Below are 23,046 nucleotides of genomic sequence, written 5' to 3' on the forward strand. Positions count from 1 at the left end.
AAGACGCTTCTTCCTGTCACGCATGATGTGTCGCCCTTTCTGTAGTTCGGAAAATGGGTTGGTCAGCTGAAGGTGGGAATCGCGCCCAGCGTGCCGACGACCTCGGCCACGACGGCGGGCACGTCCATCACCACGAACACGGCGTAGCCGCCGAGTTCGGTGTTGGCGGTGGCCCCGACCCGGCTGCCCAGCACCGCCTCGCAACGGCCGCTAGCCCACTGCTCGAACGAGACCTCCGCCTCGGTGAGGATCCGCCACGCGTCCGGGCAATACAGGCGCAGTACCTCGGGCCACGCGCGCTCGGGCACGTCGAGCTCGCCGCAATACAGCGCGGACACCACCGCGACAGTCGACGCGCGACCGGAGAGGATGTAACCCCAGTTCGGGTCGAATCGCTCGACCGGGCGGTACCGCTTATCCCGTCCGGTCAGGGCGGGCAGGATCTCGCCCGCTTCGGGCTCGGCGTGACGGTAGAGGTCGTGGGGAATAGGCAGGAACGTAGTCATCGTTGGTCTGTCCTTTCTGGACTCTGAGGTCGTGGGATTTGCGTCAGAGCAAATGCGAGTAGTCGGTGGCGGGTGTATCGGGCGGGCGGTGCACCGGGAGCGGGACCGCTGGTGCCGCACGGGGGTCGCGTAGCCACGTCGCGAAGTCCGGCGGGCCGCACCGCAACGGCGGGCGCGGGTCGGCAGGGTCGAGGCAATTCCAGCGGTCGCCACCACCCGCCGTCATGTGCGCGGCACCGTCGAAGTGGGTGATGATCCAGTCGTTGCTGTGGCTGGATTCCCAGTCCCACGGCCACCCGTTCCGGGGTTCGTGCGCGGCGCCGAGTCCCCCGACCGCCCACATCAGCAGCAGGTCCTTCACCGCCGCCCGGTACGCCGGCGGCTCGCGCGCGGTCAGTGTGGCGCGGCCGTGGGACAACTTGAGGAGGTTGTCGGGGTGGCAGGCGAACTGCAGCGAACCCAGCCAGTGCGCTGCAGGTCCGGTGCCGAGGTAGAAGTCGGTGCGCGTGACCATCACGAAGTCCTCTCCTGGCGGGCTTGCTGGGTCAGAGGTCCTCGCGGACGGGGCATCCAGGTGTGTGGCCTACGCCGAAGGTCAGTCCGGGCGGGCACGGCACTGAGGTGCCCGTGGCCCGTGCGTCGAGGTAGCGGCCCAGCGCGGCAGGGTCGTTGGCCGCGAGCAGCGGCACCTCGCCACCGCACTCCGGGCACGGCCCGAGGACACGCAGGTCGTCCACCGTGCCGTTGCAACAGGTCAACCGGTACTCGGTGCCGCCGTCGGCGATGGTCACCAGAAACCAGTGCCACCCGCCGTGCTGACGGTCGGGGTCATCGGTCACCGTCACCGCCGTCCTCGCCACACCGAACTCCTCGGCCACGTCACGCCCCAAGGTGCGGCGGAGGGCGGCACGCTTGAGGTAGGCGGGATCACGGCCGACGTCAGAACCCGGGTCTTGTCGGCGGGCCCGGTCGAAGGCCTCGCGAGCGCGCCCGGCAAGCGTGGTACCTCGGCAAGCCGGAGGCCTCTCGCTGTGAAGAGTGATGCTGTGCCAGTCATTCTCGACGTTGTCGATGCCGCGAACAACGTCGGGCAGGTACAACACTCGACGGCCGTCGAAGGTGTATGCGCCGCCCACGTGGAGGTTCCTGCGCCGCCACGTCTTCCACGTCGCGAGGTCGTGGTTGCAGCCGGACACCGCTGGCCCGAACCCGCACATCGACCATGCCTCAGCCAGGGTGTCCAGCGCGGCATAGAAGTCGGTCTCGGTGGCAGCGGTCAGGAATCGCCGTCCGACAGGCAGCAAGGCGACGGTCGCGGGATCGGGTGTCCCGTCCGGGTATGCGGATTCCAGGTAGCCGACGTACTGGGTCCCTGGGCCCGTGCCGAGGAAGACCTCAACGCGGGAGACCTTGTGACTATTGCGGGAGCGCAGGCCTGTGAGGGTGGCGTTGATCGCGGTCATGTCGTCTCCTGGGTTTCCGTCGATGTGGATGGTGTGGTGGTGTCGGACCGGAGTGCCTGTGCGAGCGCGGGAATGCGGGCGAGCGCGTCGTCGACCGACATGGTCAGCGTGATGCTCATGCGGTCGCCCCTCAGGCAGTAGATGCGGGCGGGCTCGGGTGCCTGCGGGAACGCGCTTTCCAACTGGTCGGCGATCTCGCGCTGAGCTTTGTATTGGCGCGTTTGGGCTTGGAGGCGTTCGCGTCGGGCGGTCTGGGCGCGGTCGAGCCACTGGTGGAATGCCGGGATCAGTCGCTGGTGGATGTGGGTCGCGACCTCGGCGGCCGGGGCACCGACAGCGAACCTGACAACAGGGAATGGGTCTCGGCGGTGCCAAAGGAAGACATCGTCAAGTTCTCGCGGGAGGTCCCCGGGAACGAGCTGGTAACACCACGCGCCCGGCCCTGGTACCGGTTGGAACCCGACACTGACTCCGGTGGCCAAGCACACGACGTCGGCGACCTGGTCTCGGTTTCGGCCACGGCCAACCGTCCACTTGCCCGGTAGCGCGGTCGCGACATCGATCGCTGCAAGAGCCACCCGATCTTCTTTGCTGATGCGTGCGGGTTTGTCAGCGGTCTCGACGGCTGTCGTTGTCATGACAGGGGCTCCTTTCGGTGTCCCGCGCGGAGTTCCGACGCGTTCGCGGAGTAGAGGCAGTGCGGGTGATGGGCGGGGTCGCCGTGGAATTCGAAGGGTGCGGTGTCGCAGAAAGGCTCCTCGGACTCGGGGTCGAGGTGGGCGCCGAGGTCGGCGAGGCCGGCGACTCGCGCGATGGGGACCCGCGGTGCCTCGCAGTCCGGGCACGGGCCGAGCAGCAGCCAGGACCACATCACGAACCCGGACAGGTCGGGGATGAAGTACCAGCGGCGGCCGTCGTTGGTGACCTCGATCAAATCTCCCGGGGTGAGGGCCCCGGTGCCGTAGTGGCGGTCCGGGTCGTCCCGCACGAGCACGGTGTCGGCACCGACGCCGAGCGCGGCCGCGATATGGCTTGTGGTGATCGCGCGGCGATTCCACGACGACTGGGCACCGTGGCGATCGGCGAACGCGCGCGGCGCGATGGCGCGGTGAAGGCGGGCGACGGTGATCGCGCGGTCGGCCAGCGAGGCAGGTGTCCTGCTGGGTGTTTCGTCTGTGGTCATCACGACCACCCCAGCGCGTCGGTGACGGGCGCGGGCACGTATCCGACCTGGTCGCTCGCGCCTAGCCACACCACGGGCTGATCGGCGCGATCCTGGGTGCACACGATCCGCGCGAGAAGGTTTTCCAGGGGGTAGGCGGGTTGTGTCGCGAGCCGTACGGGGGCGGCGGGGTCGTAGTGGTCGAGGGCGGCGATCAGCTCGCCGACGGTGGCGATGGTGGTGTCGGTCATCGGTGGTCATCTCCAGTTCGCGGGTGGTTGTGGGCCCGGGCGGGGCGGGCATGAGGGGGAGGGTGTCCGCCCCGCCCGGGGTCTGTGGGTGGTTAGCGTGTGGCTCGTAGTGCGGCGGTGGCGGCTTGTCCGATGGCGCGGGCGGTGGCGGCGGGGTCGGTGAGGGTGTGCAGCGTGACGCCGTCCATCGGCTGATTGCGCGGGTCGTCGTCGGGTAGCAGCCACAGGACCGCGCATCCGGTGGCGCGTAAGCGATCGAGGAGCCGCTGGCCCGGTTCGCGGGTCTGTTTTTCGAAGATGCCGTCGGAGATGATCACCAGGAGGCGGGCGGCGTTTGGGCGGGACAATTCCAGCGCGCCGTCGAGGGCCTCAGTGGCGTCGTCGATGGCGTGTCCGCCGTAACCGGTGGTGAATTCGGTGACCCGTGCGGGGGTGGTGCCGGGGTGGGTGATCGGTGTGATGCGGCCTGAGCCGAAGGTGACGGTGGCGGTGGTGGCGGGCACGTCGGTGTGGTGGGCGGCGTGGGCGAGGATCCACGCGGCCGAGGCGACCGGTTTCCTGTACGCCTTCATGGACCCGGTGACGTCGCAGGCGATGCCGAGCCGGAGTGGTGGTGTGGGCACGGTTTTGCGGGTGGTGCGGGTGAAGGGTTCGGCGGTGGGGATGGCGCCCGCCGCGCGTTGCGCGGCGGCGGTCATCGCCCCGCGCACCCGGAGCCGTCCGGGTGGGATGGCCGAGGTGGTCGTGGTGGTGGTGCGGTCACGCACTCCGGCGGTGGTCAGCGCGCGGGCTAGGTGCCGCGCGGCGGTGCGTTCGGCCGTGGTCGGGGGGCGGGTGCCCGTGATGTGGTTGGCGTTCGGGCTGGTCCCGCTCCCGAAGGTTTTGTTCGCCGCGCTGGCCGCGCTGGCGCGGGCGGCGTCCTCGGCGGCACGGGCCTCCATGGCGTCGGTGACGGGGTCGGTGGGCGCGGGGTCGGCGGTAGCCGAGTTGACGATGGCGATGGCGGCGGCGGTGATCGCTTGCGCCAATGGTGACGGCGTACCGTTCCCGCTACCGGGCTGCGCGCCCGGGTCGGCGGCGCCGCGCTGGGGCGGCGGCTGGTCGGGGTCGTCGCCGAGGGCTTCGCACCAGCGGCGCCCGAGTTCGATCATGGCGGTGGCGTTGTCGTCGGCGACACGGTGCGCCGTACGCCAGATAGCCCGTAACTGGGCGAGGGTGTCGTCGCCGAGAATGCCGCGCACGACCCGTTCGACCCGGGCGACTTCCCGACCGTTGAGGACACCGCCGTCCACACGTGCCAGCAGCAGCGCGGCGGACTGCGCGGCATCCTGTTTCGTCATGGTCGGTGCGGCGGCCGGGTCGTTCGCCCGGGTGTCGGCGAGGATGAGCTTCGTCGCGCTGCCACGCAGCCAGTACCGGTCCTGCGGGCGGCGCCGCAACTGCGCGGCTTCGATCCGGGACTCTTCCAACAGGATCGCGGCCGCCGCCGCGCCCGGTGGCGCCCCGGGAGGTTCACGCCATACAGAGTGTTTCGCGTGGGCGGATTCGTGGGTCAGCAGCCCCCATGCTGTGCGGTAGCGCTTGCGGTCCCCGACCCGGTGCGGTTCGACGGTGGCGGGGTCGACCCCGCTGGGGAGGTGGATTCCGTCGACTTCGATGGCGGCGAGGTCGGGGAAGAAACACGCTGGGGCGTCGTGTCCCGCACCGGGGGCGACGGTGACCACGAGGTCGTCGCGGTCGGCGATGGCGGGGACCTCGTCCCCGAACCGGGCCGACAGGGTCAGCCATCCCGGGGCGGCGGGAAACACGGCGGTCGGCGTGGCGGCGGGTGCGGCGATGTGCGCGGTCATCGTATGTCCTTTCCGGACGGTCACGGGCGGCAGAAACCGGTGGGGACGCGGCTAAAACTGTTCGCCGACCGTGAGCGGGGCGACGTGGGCGCCGAAGGTGTTGCGGACCACGTCGGCGACGATGTCCTGGTCTTCTTCCGGCGCGGCGGCGATCAGGTTCCCGGCGGCGACCATCGGGTCCAGCGCGGCGGCGGTGTCTTTCGCGGCGAGGAGTTCGCGCATCTGGGGCGCCCACCCGATCTCGCCCTTCTTCTGCCGTCCGGCGAGATTTTTCGCGACCCGCACCACTTTCGGGTCGACCCCGATCCGCGCGGCGAGGTCGTAGTCGGTGGTCACCTCGATCTTGACCCGGAACCGCGACGCCAACGCGGGGCTCAGTACCGCGCCGTGCACCCCGGGGTTGTGCCCGCCCACCACGTAGAACCCGGGGGCGGCGTCTACACGCTCCCAGTTGTTGGCCTTGATCGTGATGTGCCCGCGCCCGTCCATGACGGGGTACACCACCGCGAGCACGGGCGCCGGTATGAGGGTGAAGTCGTCGATGAAGAACGCGCGCCCCTCACGCATCGCGGTCACCAGCGGCCCGTGCGCGAACGCGTAACTTCCGCCCGGGGTGGGCACGTACCCGCCCACGATGTCGTCCACCGTGGTGTCACTGTCGCCCGGCAACGTCACCGCGTCACCGAACGCGGCCTCGACCAGCGACGTCTTGCCCGTCCCCGGGGGCCCATACAGCAGCGAGGGAATCTGGTTCTGCCGCAACCGACGCAACACCGTCACATCCGAACTGCCCGCAAGCTTGCGCGGGTGGTAAAGCTGCCCGTTCGGGCGCCGTACCGGTGCGGTCACCAGCGCGGGCGCGGTCGCCTTTTTCGGGCCGGGGCGGCGTTTCGGTGCGATGGGCGCGGGCGGCGTGGCGACGTCGCCTGTCGCGGGGTCGGTGGTGCGTGTGCTGATCACGGCGGTCGCGGCGGCGGTGGGGGTGTTGGCGTTGGCGCGGTAGGCGCGGGACGGTTGCCCCATGTAGTCCGCTTCCCCGCGCGTTACCAGGGTTTCCAGGGCGTTGCCCACCGCGCCGGATGACCGGTTCAGGAGTCGGGCGGCGGCGCCAGCCGTCAGTCCGGCGTTGGCGGGTTGCCGGGTGAGCAGTTCGGCCACCATGCGACGGAGTTCGCCATTGGGCAACCGGTGTGCCGCGCCCGGGGCGGCGGGCGCGGCGCCCGTGGCCGGAGTCGTGGCGTTCGTGGTCATCGTGCTGGTTTCCCTTCACAGCAATGGGTTTCGGCGGTCATAGCGCGGCGGGGACCGGGGTGGGGTGGCGCGGGTGGATTACGCGCGGCGCAACGTGGTGATGAGCGCGACCACGGCGTGGCCTTCGCTGGGGGCGGGGTATTCGGTGCCGTCGGCGGTCACCACCCGCCATTCGGATTGCCGCACGATATCGGCGGGAAAGTAGCTACCGATGAAACGCCCGTCGGGACCGGTTACGGTGCCGTACAACAGTTGTTGACGGTCGGCGGGGTCGATCAACACACCCGTGACGGTGCAGTCGTTTTCGGTATTGGTGCGGGTCACCACTTCGGGTTGCACGTCGCGGCTCATGGTCGGGTCGACCACGTACACCACGCGTTCCGGCTGGTTGTCGTCGTGGTTCATGGTGTTGCCCCTTTCGTTGCGGTGTCGCGGTTTCGCGGTCGGGTGATCAGTGGGCGCGGTGGGGAAGTCGGCCGACGACGGCGACGGTGTGGGTGGTGTCGTCGTAGGTCGCGGCGTCGATCACGTGCCCGCATCCGTCGCACTTGTACAAGGGTTCGACCCACCGTCCGGGGGCGTGGGCGACGTCATCGCCGTTGCTGTCGATCATGCAAAAACCGCTACTGTGTGGCGTGTTCCCGCACACGCACACCCAGCGTTCGCAGTCGTGGGCGGTGATCGTGGCGACGGTGGCCGCGCGCATGGTCGGCACGTCCGGGTGCGGCGTGGCGGGGGTTGTGGTTCATGGTGTTCGGCCCCTTTCGCGGTGGGCACGGTGGGCGTGGTCAGTGGGTGGCCGCGAATTCGGCTTCCGCCGCTTCGGCGTCGCGTGTGTGGGATTCGGCGGCCGCGTCGGCGGCGTCGTGGTCGGGGTAGGTGTTGGACCAACCGCAATAGCAGTGCGCGGCGGCGGTGCCGTCCGGGTTGTCGGTGGTGTCGGCGTAGCACATAGCAATCCCCAATCACGTGTTTGCCGGGTTTCCGCTTTCCGGGGGACCATTCGCGCCCGGTGCGGTGGTTTGTGATGATTTCCGGTCTTCCCGGTGACACAACAAACGTAACTCGACCCCGGGCGCCGCGCAATAGTTTTCCAGGGTCAATTTCGGGGAATTTTGCCTATATTTTCGCGTGAATGCGCGCGATTTCACGGACATGTTTGCGCAGGTCAGACGTCTGCAAATTGCCCAAGAAGGACACAGCCGGCTACAGCTGAAACCGCGGATAAATGCAGTTTGTTTTAATAAAAGAGAGAAAGAGAACGGAAGAAAGGAGGCAGGTGAGTGAGATGCAAGGGTGATCGCTGGTGAAACGATGAGGAAGCCGCGTGACATCGCCGCCGGGCCTGATGTGTTCACCTGCTTGGTGTCAAGCGAGTCTGGGATACCGGTGGATCCCCCTTCAGGGGACGTGACCTGCGGGAACGGCTGACACGGGGGGATCCGCCTTAAGCGGATACCGGAGGACCAGGCTGATAGGCCGGGTCGGCGGTCCCACGGTTGGCAGTCACTCTCCGCATAGCTGGAGGCGACGAGGGCGGCACCGAGTGACCGCACCGACGGCTCGGGCCTGGTATTCAAGGTGGTGTCCGCGCGCCAGATATTCGCGTCGCCACGGTGACGCCGGAGTGTTTTTATGGCGCGCGAGAGTCGCCGATAACACTCGACGAGAGTCGATGTCAGAGGTGCAGGGGAATGCGATTGTGTGCCCACGAAGTTCTTTTTCTTTGGCCTCGATGGTTGTGCTGCCACGGTCGACGCTAGCATCGGCGCGGGCGGAATCGCGGCGGGAAATCGAGGTATTTCGCTGTTCCGCGCAAATACCTTTACCGCACGGGAAACGCGCCTCGATCCCGAATGGACATGGCGTGTTCGTGAACCGGTGGCGTGTTCATTCATGGCGCCGTGGATCGGGAGAAGTCCCCGACCGGTATCCCGGTGTCGCGGGCGCGTAACCGGTGGGCGAGGTCGGCGGTGTCCGCGGTGGGCGTGGTGTCGATTTCGGCGAGGCGGGTTCGCAGGAGGTCCAGGGTGCGGGAGATGGCGTCGTGCCGGCCGAGTGTGTGCTGCAGGCGCATGATGTCGCGGTAGATCAGTTCGTTGTGCGGATCGAACGCCCGCGCGGTTTCCAGCAGATCCAAGGTGTAGTCGGGGTCGGCCTCAACGCGGACGCGGGCGAGCGCGGCCACGGCGTCGAGCGCGTCGCGCCGCGTCGCTTCCCGGGCGGCGATGAGCCAGTCGGAGTCCAGGCCGTCGGCCAGGGCGCCGCCGTAGTGCGCCACGATCGACTCATAGGCGTCGGTGCGTCGCTCAGCCGCAGCGGTGCGGCGGCGGATCACCGCGTCGGCGAAGGACCAGTAGTCCACCTCCACCACGGCCGGGTCGAGCCGGTACTGGCCGTGCTCGGCCAGGACCAGGTCGCCGACGGTGCCGCGGGTGGCGGTGTCGAGGGCGCGGCGGACGCGGGACAGAACGGTGCGCAGCACGCTGGCGGGATTGCGGGGCGGGTCGTTCGGCCAGAGAGCGTCGACGATCGCATCCCGGGACACCCCTCCGGGATGTACCGCGAGGAAGACCAGCAGTTCGAGCGGGCGGTTGCTCAGCGCGCCGGACACGTCGCGCAGCTCCCCCTCGGCCTTGCGAGGGTCGGAGCGCCAGTGCAGGGCAGGGGCACCGAACACTGTCAGCGCGAGCGGCGCCGGTGGGCTCGGATCCCTGCCGGCCACATGTGAGCGTGGTTCCTCGCCCGGTTCGCTGGCCGGGGGTGAATCCGGCGCGGGCGGTCCTGCAGTGATCTCCAGTCGTCGCGGGTCGCCTGCGGCGTTCTGCGGCGCGGCCCGGGGCGTCGTGCCCGGTGGTGTCACTGTCTTCCCAGGTGCGGGGTTGTCACGGGCCGGGGCCGCGTCGGTGGTGCCGCTGCTGTGGGGTGCGGTGGTGCGGAGGAAGGCCAGGAGGTCTCGGGTCGCGGTCTCGGGCAGGGTGAAGGCGCGGGTTCCTCGCAGGGGTTCGCCGAGTCCGGGATCGGTGGCCGAAATGACTCCGCCGGCGGTGACGTAGGCGGTCACGCCAGCGCGCCATTGGCCCAGCAGCAGCGCAGTGATCCCGTGCTGGCCGTGGTTGTCGAGCAGGTGCTGCAGCCGCAACTGCTGCCCAGGGTCACCGGGTGGGGTTGCGATCACGACAGCGCGCCGCGGCGGCGCCGCGGCGTTGAAGGCGGTCAGGGCGGTGTCCAGGTCGTCCACCACTGTGATCGATGTGGGCAGGTCGGTGGCCGCTCCTGGCACACCGAGCAGGCGGGCCACGTCTGCGCCGGGCACGTAAACCCTGAGCGTGGGTGCGTTCTCGGAGCAGGTGGCCAGGAGGGTGAGCAGGAGGGCGCGGACCGCGGCGTAACCGCCTGGGCCGACCAGGCCGAGCCCGTGGACACGGGCAAGGTCGAGGGCGACCTGGTTCTCCTCGCCTGCTGCGGCGGCCTTGCCGTCGAGGTCAGGGGGCGTGGCGTCGAGCGCGATGTCGACCACGGACGGCAGCGTCGCCGGTCCGACGCCGGTCCCGGGGGCGCCGATCACGCGGCGGACACGAGGCGCGAGCACCCTCAGCCGACCCTCGTCACCAGCTCCTTCTGGTGCGGTGGTCGACCGCGGTGCCAGGTCTCCGCCACCAGGTTCACGACCATGCTCACGACCGGCCAGGTCGCCGATCGCGGTGTCGACATTCAGGTCGAGGTCTTCGTCGTGGTGTCGGGCGCGCAGATGGGCCAGCCGCAGCTGATACACCACCGGGGCGACCGGCAGGTCGTCGTCGCGCCAGCCGCTGCCGGGCCGGTAGTGCGCGTGGCGCCGCCGTCGCGCGAGCACGAGCAGGGCACTGACCGCCGCGGCCAGGCCCAGGCTGACGAACACCTCACCGCTCCCCCAGCTCACCGCTCCCCCGGCAGGTCCATCTGCGGCAGGGACGGCCGTTGGCGTCGGGCGGGACGTCGTGACCGGAGGAGTTAGCGAGGAGGGTGGCGTGGTCGTACTCGGTGCCGGTGGTGCTGATTCGGGCGGGGACGACGAGGATGCGCGCGGCTCCGGTTGGGGCGGCGTCGGCGGGTCGGGCGGCCGGCTGGTGGCGGGAAGGTGGAGGGTGTCGCCGGGGTGGATCAGGTTCGGATTGGTCAGGATCCGTCCTCCGGGCTGGACACTGCCGCGGTTGAGGGCCCAGAGCTCCGGCCAGCGATCACCCTCGCCCAGGCAGCGCTGCGCGATCCTCCACAGCGAGTCGTACACCCCGTTCTCCGGTGGCCGGACCCGCTCCGTCCCGGACTGGGCCGGAAGCTGCTCATCGACGACCGGTGTCGTGGAGACGGGAGCGGTGACGGCCACCTCAACGTGACCGGCGGGATGCGCGATGTCGGCGGGGCTGAGGGGTGCAGCGGTGGCGGTGCGGCCCAGCACGGCGACGAGCAGGGCGCCGACGAGCACGGCCGCGACGCGCCGCAGCGGGCCTGTCTGCCGTTTCAGGTCGGGCAGCCCGCCGCGGGCGACGTCGGCCGCGCACGCGGCGAGGTCGAGGACGAACACCAGCCACACCAGCCAGGCCAGGCAGGCGAGGGCGTCGAGCAGGAACCGTGCCGACATGGGTGTCATCAGCGCCGTGCCGATCTCGTCCAGGCTCGGCAGGTGATCCGGCAACGGCCAGCCCACACCGTGGACCAGCGCCCACGGAACCCCGGCCACCAGCGCGGCCAGCACGACTGCGGCGAGCAGCCCGCGCACCGCCCGGCCCAGCAACCGTGCGGTGCGCGTGAGCGGCGCACGGCCGAACATCAGCTACTCGCCGCGCCGACCGCTGCGCTGCTGCGGCGGACAGCGTCCTGTGCAGGCGCGGCGGGCTGAGCGGTGCGGGTTTCGGTGGCCGCGGGGGTGCCTGGGACACGGTTGTTCGTCGCAGTGCCGGGGCGTTTGCGTTTGCCACCGCGGGCGGGCTTGGTCACCTGGTCGCGCCAGCGGGTGAGGTCGGCGGCGGGGACGTCGGTGACCTCGGCGAGCTCGGGCACGTCGATGACGTCGCCGGCCGCTGTGAGGACCTCGCCGAGCTCGCGTTCCAGGTCGGAAAGCTGCCCGGCCAGGTCGGCGTGCCGGCGGGCCAGCTCGCCCACGGTGCCGGCCGCCTGGGCGCGGCGCGCGCTGCGTGCGGAATCTCGCTCCTCGAGGCGGCGGGTGATCTCGTCGTCGGTGGTGACCATGCCGGTGCTCTCCCTCCAGTACGTGCAGGCTGGTTCAGGGGTCGATGCCACTGACCCCGCGCTGCGGATGGGCGGCGCCCCGCCCGTGGGTGTGGATGTCGTCGATCCCGGCCAGCGACAGCAGCTGGGTCCGGTAGACGGCGGTGACCTCGACGGTCACCGTGTCCCCGGTGGTCGTGACGGTGCCGGTGGCGCCGACGCTGGCCAGGTATCGCTGCGCGAGGTCGCATGCCCGTGCCGGATCGATGCGGACAACCCCGTTGGCGCGATACGCGGCGAGGTCGAGCGCCTGAGCGCCAGCGCGGGCGGCGGACTCGGCCTGTCCGCCGGCGCGGACCTTGGTCGCCAGGGCGAGGCCGCCGTCCAGGCTCAGCCCGGTCAGGGCGAGCAGCCCAAGCAGAAGGGCGAGCACGAACGCGGTCACCCGGCCTTCCTCCGCCCGCCACCACCAGCGCAAGCGGTACACGGACGTGCCGCTGCCCGGCGTGCCTGCTGGGTGAGCAGAATGGGCGGCGTGACCGCGCCCGAGACGGAACCACCCGACCTGGGCGAGGATCGTGTGACCGCGTGGCATGAGGCTGGGCACGCGGTCGTCTATCTGCTGCAGGGCCGGTCGCTGCGCTACGTGACGCTGCGGCCCCGTGGCATCGGGCGCGTGGGTTTCACCGCTGTCCGGCCGCGCCGCGTCGATATGTCGTCGGTGGCGGTCGTCGCGCACGCCGGGCCGCTCGCGCAGGCGAGTCATGTCCTCGAGGTGACGAGCGCGGCTGAACGGCTGCATGAGGGCGTGACCGCGGCGGATGTTCGTCTCGGCGCCTACCTGCACGGCGGGCACGACGACCTCGCCTTGATTGTCGAAGCCCGCCGCGCGTACGGACTCGCCGACGATCAGCCCGATCTGTGGGCCGAGATCGCGCAGGACCTCGTCGACCGGCACTGGACGGACATCAGCCGTATCGCCGAGGCGCTGCTCGAGCACCGGACGCTGACCGGCGCCCAGCTCCGCGCTCTCGTGCCGGGGCTTCCAATCACGCGCTGACGACGTCATCGGGCACCGCCAGGGCGGGTCTGGGACCGGTGGGTGTCCACCACTTCGCTGGCGGACGATTCCAGGGTTTTCTCGCCGGGGACGCCGAGCAGCGTGGCTTGTCCAAAGTCGACGGAACACCTGACGTGCACGGTCACCGCGCTGGCGGGAACCAGCGTGCCCGACAGCGTGGTGGTCACCTCGCGGCACACCACACCCGCCTGAGCCAGCGCGGTGCCGGCCGTGTCGCGAGCGGCGGTGGCGGCGGCCGTGGTGGAGCGGTGCAGGGTGGCGGCGCGAGCGGCCTGGTGGGCGGCGTCGTCGAGCCGCAGCCGGGCGTCGACACCACGGTGCACCACCACGGCCAGCAACACCAGCAGCATGACCAGCACCGGCGTCACCAGCACGGCTTCGGCAGTCACCGAGCCGCGCTCAGCACACCACCAGACCCGGATCCTTCCCACCTGTCGGCTCTCTCGCCGCGTCACGACAAGCCCTCCCCTGCCGGGCCGCCGGCGCCACGCGGTGCGGTCGCACGGTGAGGTGGGACCAGCGTCAGCCGGGGCCACTCCGTGGATGGCCGTTCCCAGGGGAATTCCCCGGCCTGGGTGAGGTCGCGGGCCGCGGTGACATGAGCAAACACGTTCTGCGGCAGCACTTCCGCGGCCTGGGTCAGTCGGCGAAGGTGGTCGTGGCCGGGCAGAGCGGCTAGAACATTGCCGGTGCGGCGAGTCAGGTCGGTGCGCCGCAGTTTCGCTTCCCACGCTCGGGTCAGCAGCAGGCAGCCATGCAGATGCCGGGCGACCTCGCCCAGGCCGTGGTCGATCGTGGTGACCGCCTGGCGTGCCGCGGCCGCCAAATCCTCGCCAGCGTCGGGATCGGGGGCGAGTTCCTCGGCGAGGGCGCGCGCGTCGCGACTGCGGTCGAGACAGCACAGGGCCTGCCACACCACCCGGTGCGCCTCACCGGGCAGCGCGGGGTCGATCCAGGCACGGGCCGGTGTGCGGTGCAGCTCGTCGACTCCGGCCAGCAATTCCCGCACCAACCTCGCGGTGTCGGCCCCGAGGTCGGCGAAGTCCCTGCTGCGCCAACCCTCACTGTGACGCAACCGGGTACCGGGAGTATCACCGTGCGGCCCCCGCCCCTCGCGGGCCACGCACGTAGCACGCCATCCGGCGAGCACGACGATCAGGACCACGGCGGTGAAAATGAACTTCCCGGCGAATCCGTTTCCCGCCACCAGCGCGAATCCCACGACAGCCGAGCCGACCAGTCCTTTCAGGACAGTGCCCGGTCGCACCGCGGCGGCAATCTGCCGGCGCCGCCAGCGGCGTGCGGTAACGGCGGGATGAAGCAGCACGGTGTCCGGCCCGTCCGGGAACACGCCGTCGAGCACCGGCGAATGCCTGAGGTTGCCCATTAGGAGACTCCTGTCGGTCTCGCACCAGAATCTGGCTCTGGATAAGGAAAAGTCAGGGCGTGGTGCCCGTGTCGGGCACGAAGCGTTCGACCTCGCCAGCGGTTTCGGCGTGCACGTGCAGCTGCACACCGGGCAGGACCGTGGCGGCCTCGCCACGGATACTCACCGCCACTGAGGTCGCGTCACGGGTCACGGTGAGCTGGGGCTCGCGTAGTGGGCCGGCGGCGAGGTCGTCGAGCAGCCGCTGTCCCGCGGCGTGGCCGGTGCCGGCGGTGCCGTGCTGGACGCGGGCCGCGGCGAGGGCTTGTGAGGCGGCGGTCTGGGCGACGTGGGTCGCGTGGGACCACACGGCGAACTGGATGATCGCCAGCAAGGCCAGCAGCAGCAACGGTGTCGCGATGACCAGCTCGACGGTGACCTCGCCCCGATCCCCGGACAGGGCGTGTCGGGCGCGGTGAGCCAGCGGGCCGCGCGGTCGCCGCGGTGAGCGGTTTCGGGTCGGCATGGTTAGCCGATCCCGAGGTTGATCGAGTTGGCCTTTTCGGTCAGTTTCGCGACGATGATCGCGATGATCGCGATCGCGGCGATGGCCATCAGCGCGGTGACGATGACGGTGGTGGTGATCTCACCACGCTCAGGTTCTGCTCGCAGCACGGCGATCCTCGCCGCCACGACTGTCCATATCGTACGGACGTATTGCTTCATGGCTCCTTCTTTCGTTTCCGTGCAAGGCTTCTCGCTGCGACTCCGCGCGGGCTAAAGCCCGTTGAGGACCTGGATGACAGCGGGATAGGCGATGAATCCCAGGAATCCGAGGAACAGCAACGTCACCGGGAGTGCCATGCGCTCGGTGGCAGCCTGGGCGTCGGTTTCGGCGTCGGTGACCTGGTGAGTCCGCAGTGCTTGGGCTTTCGCCGCCAGGGACGCGCGGACGCGAGCACCTTCGGTCCCGGCCAGGGAGATCGACGCGGCGAGTTCGGCGAGTTCGGTGATGTCGAGTTCCTCGCCGAGCCGGCGCAGTGTGGCCCAGGGGGTGGTGCGGGTCAGCTGGGCGGCGTGCAGCGCGCGGCGGATTTTGTCGAACGCCGGGCCTGTCCCGACGGCCGCGGCGTCACCGAGGGCGGCCTCGACCCCAGCTCCTCCGGCGAGGGTGATCCAGACGAGGTCGAGGAAGGCCGAGAGTGCGTCGCGGAACTCTCGCCGCGACCGGGTGGCTTTGGCGCGGACCTCGAGGTCCGGGGCCAGGAAGCCGAGCGCGGCGAGCACGAGCCCAGCCAGCAGTGGCACCTCCACACCCAGCGACGGTCCGCCCAGTGCCAGCACGGCTTGCAAGAGCCACGGCGCCAGCAGTCCGGCCATGGCGAGCACGGCTTTGGATGCCAGGTGGGTGTCGACGCCGCGGCCGGTGACCCGCAGATCGGCCTCGATCTTGGTACCGGGGAGCCCGAGCATCCGCAGGCCGGGCACCAAAAGTCGGCCCCAGGCGCGCACCCACGCGGCGTCGCCGGTGAGGACGATCGACGTGGCCGGCCGCCTGGCATTGACCTTGGCGAGCTGGTCGCTCAGCGCCGGGCGAGGCGGCACGGCCCAGGCCAGGAGCAGCCAGAGCCCGGCGCCAGCACCGGAGCCGAAGACGAGTGCCGGGATCATGAACGCTCACCTCCCCCGACGGTCACGCCCTCGCCGTCTCGCGGACGGGTCGCCTCTGGGGTGTCCAGGGCGAGGACCCGTGGTTGCCGTCCGCCGGTCGCGATCCGGGCGAGCCAGGCGAACCCGGCGGCGAACAGGGACCCGATGAGCAGCAGGACGAGCTGGCCGGTGGCGGTGTTGTAGACGTCGAGGTAGGCCCGGTTGAACAGCACGACCCCGGCGGCGAAGGCGAGGGTGGTGGCGACGATGACCCGCACCGAGGTCCGGGTCCGGGCACGGCCGGTCTCCACGCGCATCCGCATCGCGGCCTGCTCGCGGGCGGTGGTGGCCAGGGAGCCGAGCAGGTCGCCGAGCTGGCGGGCCTGGTGCTCGGCCGCGAGGACGAGAGCGGCCAGGACGAGGTCTGCGGTCGGGTCGTCCAGCTCGCGCGCGAGTGCTCGCAGGGCCGGCGCCAGGCGCTGCCCGCTTTCCAGTCTCGCGGTGAGGGTGGTGACCTCGTCGCGGATGGCCGCGGGCGCGAGCGGGGCGGTGGCGAGGATGGCTTGCTCGAGCCCCGCCGCGGCGGACAGGACGTCGCGCAGCATCTCCGTCCACGACGCGATCGCCTCGATCCGCGCGACCCGTCGGATGTGGGCGCGGTCCGGGCCGACCAGGCGGGGCAGGAACCACGCCGCAGCGGCGGCCAGCACCGCGCCGACCACCCACCCGGTCGCGGCCCCGGTCAGCGCGCCCGCGCCGACCGCCACGGCCAGGCGCAGCAGCACCCGTCGGCCTCCGGCCCGGTCGCGTGCGGCGCGCGGCAACGTGTGAGGACGCGAGGACGACGGCACTGCCGCGGGCCGGCGCCAGGCGGCCACGATCAGCAGCAGACCGACGCCCGCCCCCAAGCCGAGAGCGGCGGCGAGCATGGTGGTGTGGATGTTCATGGTGTCCACCACCCCTCCGGACGGGCCAGCAGGTCGGGGTCGAATCCGGCTGCGGTGAGGTCGTCGAGGGTGTCGGCACGCAGAGCGCCGGCCACCGGGACGGCGCGGCGGTCCGGGCCGCGGCGGTAGACCTCGTTGGAGATCACCGCCCCGTCCTCGGCGTCGATCACCTCCCGGATCGAGGCGATCACCCGTGTCGTCCGGTCGGTGGCGCGGTCGAGGTGGACCACGAAATGCACCGCAGACGCGACGAGCAGCGCAGTGGCCTCCAACGGGAGCCGCTCCGGCCCCTGGGCGGCATAGGAGGCGAGGCGGGTGAACGCGATCTTCGAACTACTGGCGTGGAGGGTGGCCATGGAGCCGTCATTGCCCTGCGACATGGCGTTGCACATCGGAATGACCTCAGACCCGCGGATCTCGCCGACGATGACCCGGTCCGGGGACATCCGCAGGCCCCAGCGAACCAGCTCGGCCTGATCGATGGCGCCCTCGCCCTCGACGTTGGGTTCGCGGGCCTGCAGGGCGGTGACGTCGGCGTGCAGCTCTGGATCCCGGTCGAGACCGAGTTCGAAGGCGTCCTCGACCGTGACGATCCGCTCCAGCGGGTCCATCTCCGCCGCCAGGCCCCGCAGGAGCGTGGTCTTCCCGGCGCCGGTTCCGCCGGTGATCAGCACGTTCTTCCGCGCCCGCACCATCGCGCGCAAGAACCGTTCCAGACCGATGTCGAGGGTGCCGCGGCGACGTAACTGCGGGAGGGTGGCGGTGAGGTAGCCGTGCCGGCGGATCGTGCACGCCGTCACCCCACCCGCCGTCAAACCGAGGACCGCGAAGAGCCGCTCGCCGCCGGGAAGCTGGAGGTTCAGCGCCGGACTGCCACGATCGAACCGGCGCTCCTCCGACGACGCCCGAGCCGCGAGAGTGCGGATCAGGTCGGTGAACTCCACGTCCGACGCCGCCACCGGCGCCACCTGGGCACGACGACCATCGTTGTACTGCACGAACACCCGGTCGAAGCGGTTGACCGCGATCGTCTCCACCGAGCGATCCGCCAGCAGCGGCTGCAGCCCGCCCAAGCCGAACACCTCGTCCAAGACCTGGTCGACGACCCGCTGCTCCGTAGCCGAATCCACCAGGGCACGCCCGGCCAGGAGTTCGGTCTCACTGTGTGCGGCGACCGCGGTGTCGAGGACCTCGCGGCCGATCTCGCGACGCCGCGCCACGCTCAACGCACCGCCGCTCGTCCGGGACACGGTCTCGACCCGGCCGGGCAGGTCCGTGGTCAACGCCTGCCGGAGCCGGGCGCGTAACCGCTGCTCGGCATCCCTCGGGCCGGTCGCGGCGGCGGACATGGCGGGGTGGTCGGCCTCTGTCATGCGCGTTGCTCCTTCCCGGCAGAGCTGGGCTGATGGCCGTTGTGTCGCGGATCCCTCACCTGCGGCGGCGGCGCGGACGCCGGGTGTGGCCCGAGGCCGGGCGGGCTGATGAGCACGCCACCGGGCCGGCGCACCTGCTGGGCAGGTACACCCGGGACACCGGGCGGTATGGTCGCCGGTGGTGAGGCGATGGGAGTGGCGGGTTCGGCCAGGGTGCGGGCGAGAGCGGCAGCGTGGCGGGCAAGGCCACCGTTGTCACCGCGGCGGCGAGCGGATGGCGGCCGATGACCGGTCAGCGTGGCGGCAGCGGCCGGGTCGTGCGGGAGGCGCCCGATCGCGGGTACCCCCAGCTCACGCTCGACATCCACGGTCGGATAGCCATCACCGGTCAGCAACAAGCCGGGGCGTGGCGTCCAGCGCGCCAGTTCCCCCAGCCGCGCCGCGGCGTGGGCGAGGTCGTCGCCCTGAGAACCAATCACTAACACCAGAGCATCGGCGCAGCGCGCGATCGCCTCGGCCGGTGATCCGGGATCCACCCGCCCGCAATCCGCGAACACCACCACACCCTCGTCGCGGGCCACGACGGGCAGCAGCGGCCCGTCCGGGGCCGTGGCCAGGGTCGACAGTGCGGCGCGCGCGTGCGTGCCACCCGGCGGGGCCACCAGCGCGCGGGCGCCGCCGGGCAACGCTTGGGTGTGGTCCCACACCACCGCGGGATCACGGGTGCGGCGTGCCGCGGCGGCGAGGCTCACCAGCCCTGGGGCGGCCGGCAGGCCGAACCGCATCGCCAGATCGCCTCCGGACGGGTCGACCTCGGCGACCAGACGGCGCATGCACTCGGCATGCGGCCAGGTCATGGCCAGCGCGACAGCCAGGGTCGTCACGCCCGGCGAGCCTTTCACCGAACACAAGGCGATCAGCATCACCGCTCACCGCCCGCCGGTTGCATCACCAACGCCAGCTGGCCGGCCGGGACCTGAGCCAGCTGTGACGCCGCGGTGGTGTCGATTTCCAGCGACACCACGGTGGTCTGATCCGTTCCTGCTGGGGTGACCCCGACGACCGTGGCACGCCAGGACGTTCCTGGTGCTTGTCCGGTGGCCGAGGTTCCTGCCGCGGTGGCGGCGGTCACGACGACGGTCACCGGGGCTCCGGCGGCCAGCTCGGGCGGGGCCTGCCCCGGCTTCACGACGACCGCGACCACCGCCCTGCCCACCGCTGGGATCGCGGCAGCGCCCACCGCGTCCGGCGTCAGCAGCGTTCCCGCGCCAAGGCTGGTCGCTATCGGCCGCCCCAGCACGCTCGCCGCCCGATCCGCCGGTATCAGTGCCACGCCCGGCGCGGCGGACACGTCGATGCTGCGCAGGTCCGCGGGCGTCAGCACATGCCCGAGCGGTACCGGCTTCGCCAGCGCCAGCACCGGAACCCGGTCCTGGGTGCTGATCGTCCACCACACCGCGCCACCGACACACAGCACCACCAGCAGCACCCCCGCCACCAGATGCGGCAACCGGCGCCGACCGCGGCGCGCAGCCGACCTCGATGGCGAACCCGAGGAATCCAGCCACGACACCGGCCGGGCTTCGCCGGTCGCGCTGTCGCCGCGCGCGGAACTGTCAGTACTGGTCACGAGAAACCCCTCCAGGCATAGCTCACCCGCACCACGTATTCACCCGGCCAGCAAATGCCGCCGCGAATACACGGTCAGGAAAAGGAAAGAGAAAAACTGCTGATTCAGTTGGGAACGTCGTCCGGGTTATCCGATGCCCAAGGCTTGAGCTTCGGCGACCCGGAAGGACGCCGCTGCGCTGGTGGTCATGTCCGGGAAGGTGCCCGATGCCCCGGCGCCTGACCACGTGATCCGCCACGACACCGTCGCCACGGCCGGAAACCGCTCGCCCGGCGCACCGGCCGACGAACGCTGGTAGGAGTGGCCGCAATCTGGGGATGCCGACCGCGGATCCCCGTGGGTAGGGAACGGTGTGCCCGGTCCAGCGCAGGACACGGTGCTGCCATCGCCCATTGCCCAGGACACCGAGGCCGGGGTCGCGGTCGCGGTGACCGACACCCCTGGAACCGAAGCCGTCGCCGACTGCGCCCGCCACATCGCCCGGTCCAACCACAGCCACGTCGGCAGCTGCACCAGCTGGGTTCCGGCCGGGCTCGACGCGATCACCGGACTCGGCAATCGCAGCTGCGACCGCGCCTGCTCGGCCAACTCTTCTGGCGAGGGCAGCGGCGCGGCACCTGGTGCCTGACCATCGGGGATCCACACCGGCGCCCGGTAGAGCGCGTCCCGCTGCCCCTGACCGGAACACTGATAGACGTACCACGCGCCGCCCGGCCCTGGACCTTGTGCCAGCACCACACTTTGGGGCCGCGGACGGGCCAGCGACACGAACTGCACCCCACCGGAATCCGAGCGGCGTGGGTGGAAGCGGATCGTCTGCACACCGTTCGCCGGTGGCTGGTAGTTGCTGCGCACGTACGAGCAATCGGCTTGGTTGTCGTCGCCGCCGACAACCCGGTCGCCGGGCGGCGGAGCGGCTTTGCCCTGTTCGCCTGCCTGCGACTTCGGGCCACCAGGTTTCGGGCCGGGCACTGGGCCCGGGATAGGAGCGGAGTGGCCGCCGCGACCAGCGCCGAGATCGCAGGACGGGTTTCCGGCTTCACCGCACTTGACGTTGCCCCAACCATCGGCCAAAGCCGGGCTTGCCGCAGCGAGAGAAAGCACGATCGCCGCGCCCGCTGTAAGTGCGGTCCTGCTTACCCGGTGCATGATCCGACCTCGTGTACCGCGAAGGTCGTCACTTTCCAAGAGCCATCGACGGCTTTCTTCACCAAGGCCTCGATCTGTCGGCGTCCGCTTGGCCCGTCGTTGGCTGGCTGGCCATTGTCAGCCCGGTACTTGAGCCAGTTCGTCGAGTCGCCGCAATCGGTGAGCGTGACCGAAGTCGGGTTGTCCAGTGGCTCTACCGAAGCCGGCTTCGGGTGATTGACGGGCTGCCCTTTGGTGACCAGGCCATTGTAGTGATCGGCGTACAAACTTCGGGAAATGGTCTGCAGCGCCTCGCCTGTCGCGTTCTGAGCCAGTTTTGGTGTTTGCCAGTCCGAGGTCGTCGCGGCTTCGGCCATGTCGCTCCACATGCCCAGATAGGCGTCAGTGGCCTTCTGCTTGGCGATGTCGGCGGGCGAGACGGCTGTGGTGCTGGGAGCGATTGGCGGGGCTGGCGTTACGGAAGGCTGGGTTGCGCTGTCGTCCGAGCTGCAGGCGATCAAGCCAAGTCCGGCCGCAGCGGCAAGGCCGGTCAGGGCGAGGGTACTGCGGTAGTGGGTCATTACGGTCCCCCGTTTCATCGACGATCGCAGATCAGTGTGGGCGAGCCGCACCGCCGTGACGCTCCATTGCAGCGGGTTCACCTCACGACCGACTTTCGTGGTAATGGCGCTCCGGGCAGCAGCTCTCGCGTGAAGATCACCCGTTGGTTTGAGAGCCGGTCGGCCGGAAGATCGGGCGGGCAGGATGGCGTACAAGGTGATCAGGTGAGGGGCGGAGGAGTTGTGCAGCTGACGGCGAGCAGCTGGTGGTGGAGTGGCAGTGCGGCCGTCGGCCTGGTGCTCGGTGCGGCGGCGAGCGGACTCACGCGCCGGTTCCTGCGACAGGAGCGGAGGCTGGCCGAGGCATGGTGGTTCGGCGCGGTGCTCACGGCGGCCGCCCTCGGGTTGCTGGGCTGGAGTGTGGGAGGGCGCGGCGAACTCGCCGTCTACGGGTTCGTGGCCGTGGTGGCGGTTCCCTTGGCGGTAATCGACTGGTGCGAACACCGGCTTCCCCGGGTCTTGATGTGGCCTCTGCTTGCCGGTGCCATGGCGGGTTTCGCGGTGCTGTGTTTGGTCCGTCGCGACCCCGCGCCGGGTGTACGAGCGCTTGTCGCACTCGCCGCGGCGGGTGGACTGTTCCTTATTCTCGCCGTGGCCACCAGCGGGGGTGTCGGTGCCGGGGACGTCAGCGCCGCCGCCGTGGTCGGACTGGTGACCGGTTGGATCGGCTGGGCCGAGGTCGCCGGGGCGCTGCTGACGGCCTCGCTGCTCGCGCTGGTCATGGTCGCTGCGCCCGGCATCCGACGCCATGCTGAAGACGGCGCCGTGGTGGTGCCGTTCGGGCCGTGCCTTCTGGCCGGCACGCTGGTTATGGTGCTGGCGAACGGTTAGAACGCCTGTCGTCGTGTGATGTGACTCCACGGGTGCCCGGCTCGTCATCGTTCTTCCCTGCTTCCCTGACAACGTCGTAGCGGGACTGTCCTACCTGCTGGCTCTGTGCGCTTGCGGGGTTGCCGGGGTGGCGCTTGAGGGGAGGGGCGCCACCCCGGCGGCTTCCGTCGATCCCTCGATGACACCGACGGAGCGCTTGCCGCTGAACGGCTAGTTGGGGTGCGGCGTGACGGGCCAAACTGGGGCGGAGAGCTTGGATTCCCGCCACGCCGCGTCCGGGGCGCTGACCTCCCCGGAGCACCAGGGCAACCGCCGATCAGCAAGTCCCGGGCCGGCGATGACAACTCTGGCGAGTCTCGATCACGCTGGGCCGTAATAGCCCGGAATACAGCCGAAGCCCCCGTTCCACCAGGCACCAGTCACCCGCCATCTGATGACCGGCTGGAGATCGGTCGTACCTGGCCCGACGCAGTAGCGGAAGAGACCACCAAAGATATCCTCGACGTCCAGCATCACAGTGGACCCGGTACCGCCATCACAGTGCCGATACTTTCCCCAGCCGAGAAAGCCACATCCCTCGCTGACGGTGACAGGACCGCCAGCCGCTGCTTCCCTTGCCATGGCAGCGTTTGCCGTCACACCCGACCCCGCGACCGCGAGCGCTGCGACCGCTCCAGCCAAACCGTATCGAACCGCACGAGTCCGCGAAATTCCAATCATATCCTCAAC

The 23,046-nt window shown here is 70.3% G+C and carries 28 protein-coding genes; 2 read left to right on the forward strand and 26 right to left on the reverse strand.

The genetic code is table 11. The annotated features are described in order from the left end of the window. Positions 1-62 precede the first annotated feature (62 nt). From NQK81_RS21940 to NQK81_RS22005, 14 genes are all read right to left on the reverse strand, one after another. Positions 63-506, reverse strand: coding sequence for a hypothetical protein (locus NQK81_RS21940; RefSeq protein WP_257489599.1), 444 nt, complete (start codon positions 504-506; stop codon positions 63-65). A 43-nt stretch (positions 507-549) separates the two neighbouring features. Further along, on the reverse strand, positions 550-1,020 hold the full coding sequence (locus NQK81_RS21945; RefSeq protein ID WP_257489600.1) for a hypothetical protein: 471 nt from the start codon (positions 1,018-1,020) through the stop codon (positions 550-552). Positions 1,021-1,051: 31 nt separating this feature from the next. Next, positions 1,052-1,969 carry a hypothetical protein gene (locus tag NQK81_RS21950; protein WP_257489601.1) on the reverse strand — a complete coding sequence of 306 codons (918 nt, stop codon included), beginning with the start codon at positions 1,967-1,969 and terminating at the stop codon, positions 1,052-1,054. After that, positions 1,966-2,607, reverse strand: coding sequence for a hypothetical protein (locus tag NQK81_RS21955; protein ID WP_257489602.1), 642 nt, complete (start codon positions 2,605-2,607; stop codon positions 1,966-1,968). The genes NQK81_RS21950 and NQK81_RS21955 overlap by 4 nt, the downstream gene beginning before the upstream one ends. Beyond that, a complete protein-coding gene (locus NQK81_RS21960) occupies positions 2,604-3,152 on the reverse strand; it encodes a hypothetical protein (RefSeq protein ID WP_257489603.1) in 549 nt (182 codons plus the stop codon). The genes NQK81_RS21955 and NQK81_RS21960 overlap by 4 nt, the downstream gene beginning before the upstream one ends. Further along, positions 3,152-3,382, reverse strand: a complete 231-nt coding sequence (locus tag NQK81_RS21965; RefSeq protein ID WP_257489604.1) for a hypothetical protein — start codon at positions 3,380-3,382, stop codon at positions 3,152-3,154. The genes NQK81_RS21960 and NQK81_RS21965 overlap by 1 nt, the downstream gene beginning before the upstream one ends. 92 nt (positions 3,383-3,474) lie before the next feature. Continuing rightward, positions 3,475-5,232 (reverse strand): VWA domain-containing protein, encoded by a 1,758-nt coding sequence (locus tag NQK81_RS21970; protein WP_257489605.1) that lies wholly within the window; start codon positions 5,230-5,232, stop codon positions 3,475-3,477. Between the two features lie 51 nt (positions 5,233-5,283). Then, complete coding sequence (locus NQK81_RS21975; protein WP_257489606.1) at positions 5,284-6,483, reverse strand: AAA family ATPase; 1,200 nt, start codon at positions 6,481-6,483, stop codon at positions 5,284-5,286. Positions 6,484-6,561: 78 nt separating this feature from the next. After that, a complete protein-coding gene (locus NQK81_RS21980; protein ID WP_257489607.1) occupies positions 6,562-6,888 on the reverse strand; it encodes a hypothetical protein in 327 nt (108 codons plus the stop codon). A 46-nt stretch (positions 6,889-6,934) separates the two neighbouring features. After that, entirely contained in the window at positions 6,935-7,096 is a 162-nt protein-coding gene (locus tag NQK81_RS21985; RefSeq protein WP_257489608.1) for a hypothetical protein, read from the reverse strand. 175 nt (positions 7,097-7,271) lie between these two features. Then, positions 7,272-7,436, reverse strand: coding sequence for a hypothetical protein (locus NQK81_RS21990; RefSeq protein ID WP_257489609.1), 165 nt, complete (start codon positions 7,434-7,436; stop codon positions 7,272-7,274). A 941-nt stretch (positions 7,437-8,377) separates the two neighbouring features. Next, positions 8,378-11,293, reverse strand: a complete 2,916-nt coding sequence (locus tag NQK81_RS21995) for a BTAD domain-containing putative transcriptional regulator (protein ID WP_257489610.1) — start codon at positions 11,291-11,293, stop codon at positions 8,378-8,380. Beyond that, a complete protein-coding gene (locus tag NQK81_RS22000) occupies positions 11,293-11,712 on the reverse strand; it encodes a hypothetical protein (protein WP_257489611.1) in 420 nt (139 codons plus the stop codon). The genes NQK81_RS21995 and NQK81_RS22000 overlap by 1 nt, the downstream gene beginning before the upstream one ends. Before the next feature lie 34 nt (positions 11,713-11,746). Continuing rightward, positions 11,747-12,136 (reverse strand): pilus assembly protein TadG-related protein, encoded by a 390-nt coding sequence (locus NQK81_RS22005; RefSeq protein ID WP_257489612.1) that lies wholly within the window; start codon positions 12,134-12,136, stop codon positions 11,747-11,749. A 90-nt stretch (positions 12,137-12,226) separates the two neighbouring features. On the opposite strand from NQK81_RS22005, the gene NQK81_RS22010 reads away from it, so the two are divergent. After that, positions 12,227-12,751, forward strand: coding sequence for a M41 family metallopeptidase (locus NQK81_RS22010; RefSeq protein WP_257489613.1), 525 nt, complete (start codon positions 12,227-12,229; stop codon positions 12,749-12,751). 5 nt (positions 12,752-12,756) lie between these two features. Here the strand turns inward: NQK81_RS22010 and NQK81_RS22015 are convergent, their stop codons facing one another. From NQK81_RS22015 to NQK81_RS22065, 11 genes are all read right to left on the reverse strand, one after another. Beyond that, a complete protein-coding gene (locus NQK81_RS22015; RefSeq protein ID WP_257489614.1) occupies positions 12,757-13,161 on the reverse strand; it encodes a TadE/TadG family type IV pilus assembly protein in 405 nt (134 codons plus the stop codon). A gap of 62 nt (positions 13,162-13,223) precedes the next feature. Continuing rightward, the gene (locus NQK81_RS22020; RefSeq protein ID WP_257489615.1) at positions 13,224-14,159 is read right to left on the reverse strand and encodes a hypothetical protein; all 936 of its coding nucleotides are present in this window, start codon (positions 14,157-14,159) and stop codon (positions 13,224-13,226) included. 52 nt (positions 14,160-14,211) lie between these two features. Further along, a complete protein-coding gene (locus NQK81_RS22025) occupies positions 14,212-14,664 on the reverse strand; it encodes a TadE/TadG family type IV pilus assembly protein (protein ID WP_257489616.1) in 453 nt (150 codons plus the stop codon). A gap of 2 nt (positions 14,665-14,666) precedes the next feature. Further along, positions 14,667-14,864, reverse strand: a complete 198-nt coding sequence (locus NQK81_RS22030) for a hypothetical protein (protein ID WP_257489617.1) — start codon at positions 14,862-14,864, stop codon at positions 14,667-14,669. 51 nt (positions 14,865-14,915) lie between these two features. Next, a complete protein-coding gene (locus NQK81_RS22035; protein ID WP_257489618.1) occupies positions 14,916-15,809 on the reverse strand; it encodes a type II secretion system F family protein in 894 nt (297 codons plus the stop codon). Continuing rightward, positions 15,806-16,735: a type II secretion system F family protein gene (locus tag NQK81_RS22040; RefSeq protein ID WP_257489619.1), complete on the reverse strand. Its 930-nt coding sequence runs from the start codon at positions 16,733-16,735 to the stop codon at positions 15,806-15,808. Before NQK81_RS22040 ends, NQK81_RS22035 begins: the two co-directional genes overlap by 4 nt. Beyond that, positions 16,732-18,108 carry a TadA family conjugal transfer-associated ATPase gene (locus NQK81_RS22045; protein ID WP_257489620.1) on the reverse strand — a complete coding sequence of 459 codons (1,377 nt, stop codon included), beginning with the start codon at positions 18,106-18,108 and terminating at the stop codon, positions 16,732-16,734. Before NQK81_RS22045 ends, NQK81_RS22040 begins: the two co-directional genes overlap by 4 nt. After that, positions 18,105-19,031 carry a CpaE/TadZ family protein gene (locus NQK81_RS22050; protein ID WP_257489621.1) on the reverse strand — a complete coding sequence of 309 codons (927 nt, stop codon included), beginning with the start codon at positions 19,029-19,031 and terminating at the stop codon, positions 18,105-18,107. Before NQK81_RS22050 ends, NQK81_RS22045 begins: the two co-directional genes overlap by 4 nt. Next, positions 19,031-19,738: an SAF domain-containing protein gene (locus NQK81_RS22055; RefSeq protein ID WP_257489622.1), complete on the reverse strand. Its 708-nt coding sequence runs from the start codon at positions 19,736-19,738 to the stop codon at positions 19,031-19,033. The genes NQK81_RS22050 and NQK81_RS22055 overlap by 1 nt, the downstream gene beginning before the upstream one ends. Positions 19,739-19,864: 126 nt before the next feature. Further along, the gene (locus tag NQK81_RS22060) at positions 19,865-20,710 is read right to left on the reverse strand and encodes a hypothetical protein (protein WP_257489623.1); all 846 of its coding nucleotides are present in this window, start codon (positions 20,708-20,710) and stop codon (positions 19,865-19,867) included. 164 nt (positions 20,711-20,874) lie between these two features. Then, positions 20,875-21,528, reverse strand: a complete 654-nt coding sequence (locus NQK81_RS22065) for a hypothetical protein (RefSeq protein ID WP_257489624.1) — start codon at positions 21,526-21,528, stop codon at positions 20,875-20,877. 141 nt (positions 21,529-21,669) lie between these two features. Between NQK81_RS22065 and NQK81_RS22070 the strand changes: the two genes are divergently transcribed. Further along, a complete protein-coding gene (locus NQK81_RS22070; protein ID WP_257489625.1) occupies positions 21,670-22,317 on the forward strand; it encodes a prepilin peptidase in 648 nt (215 codons plus the stop codon). Positions 22,318-22,677: 360 nt separating this feature from the next. Here the strand turns inward: NQK81_RS22070 and NQK81_RS22075 are convergent, their stop codons facing one another. Beyond that, positions 22,678-23,037 (reverse strand): DUF6355 family natural product biosynthesis protein, encoded by a 360-nt coding sequence (locus NQK81_RS22075; protein ID WP_306856055.1) that lies wholly within the window; start codon positions 23,035-23,037, stop codon positions 22,678-22,680. Positions 23,038-23,046: the final 9 nt, after the last annotated feature.

The organism is Amycolatopsis roodepoortensis, assembly GCF_024628825.1.
Lineage (GTDB): Bacteria > Actinomycetota > Actinomycetes > Mycobacteriales > Pseudonocardiaceae > Amycolatopsis > Amycolatopsis roodepoortensis.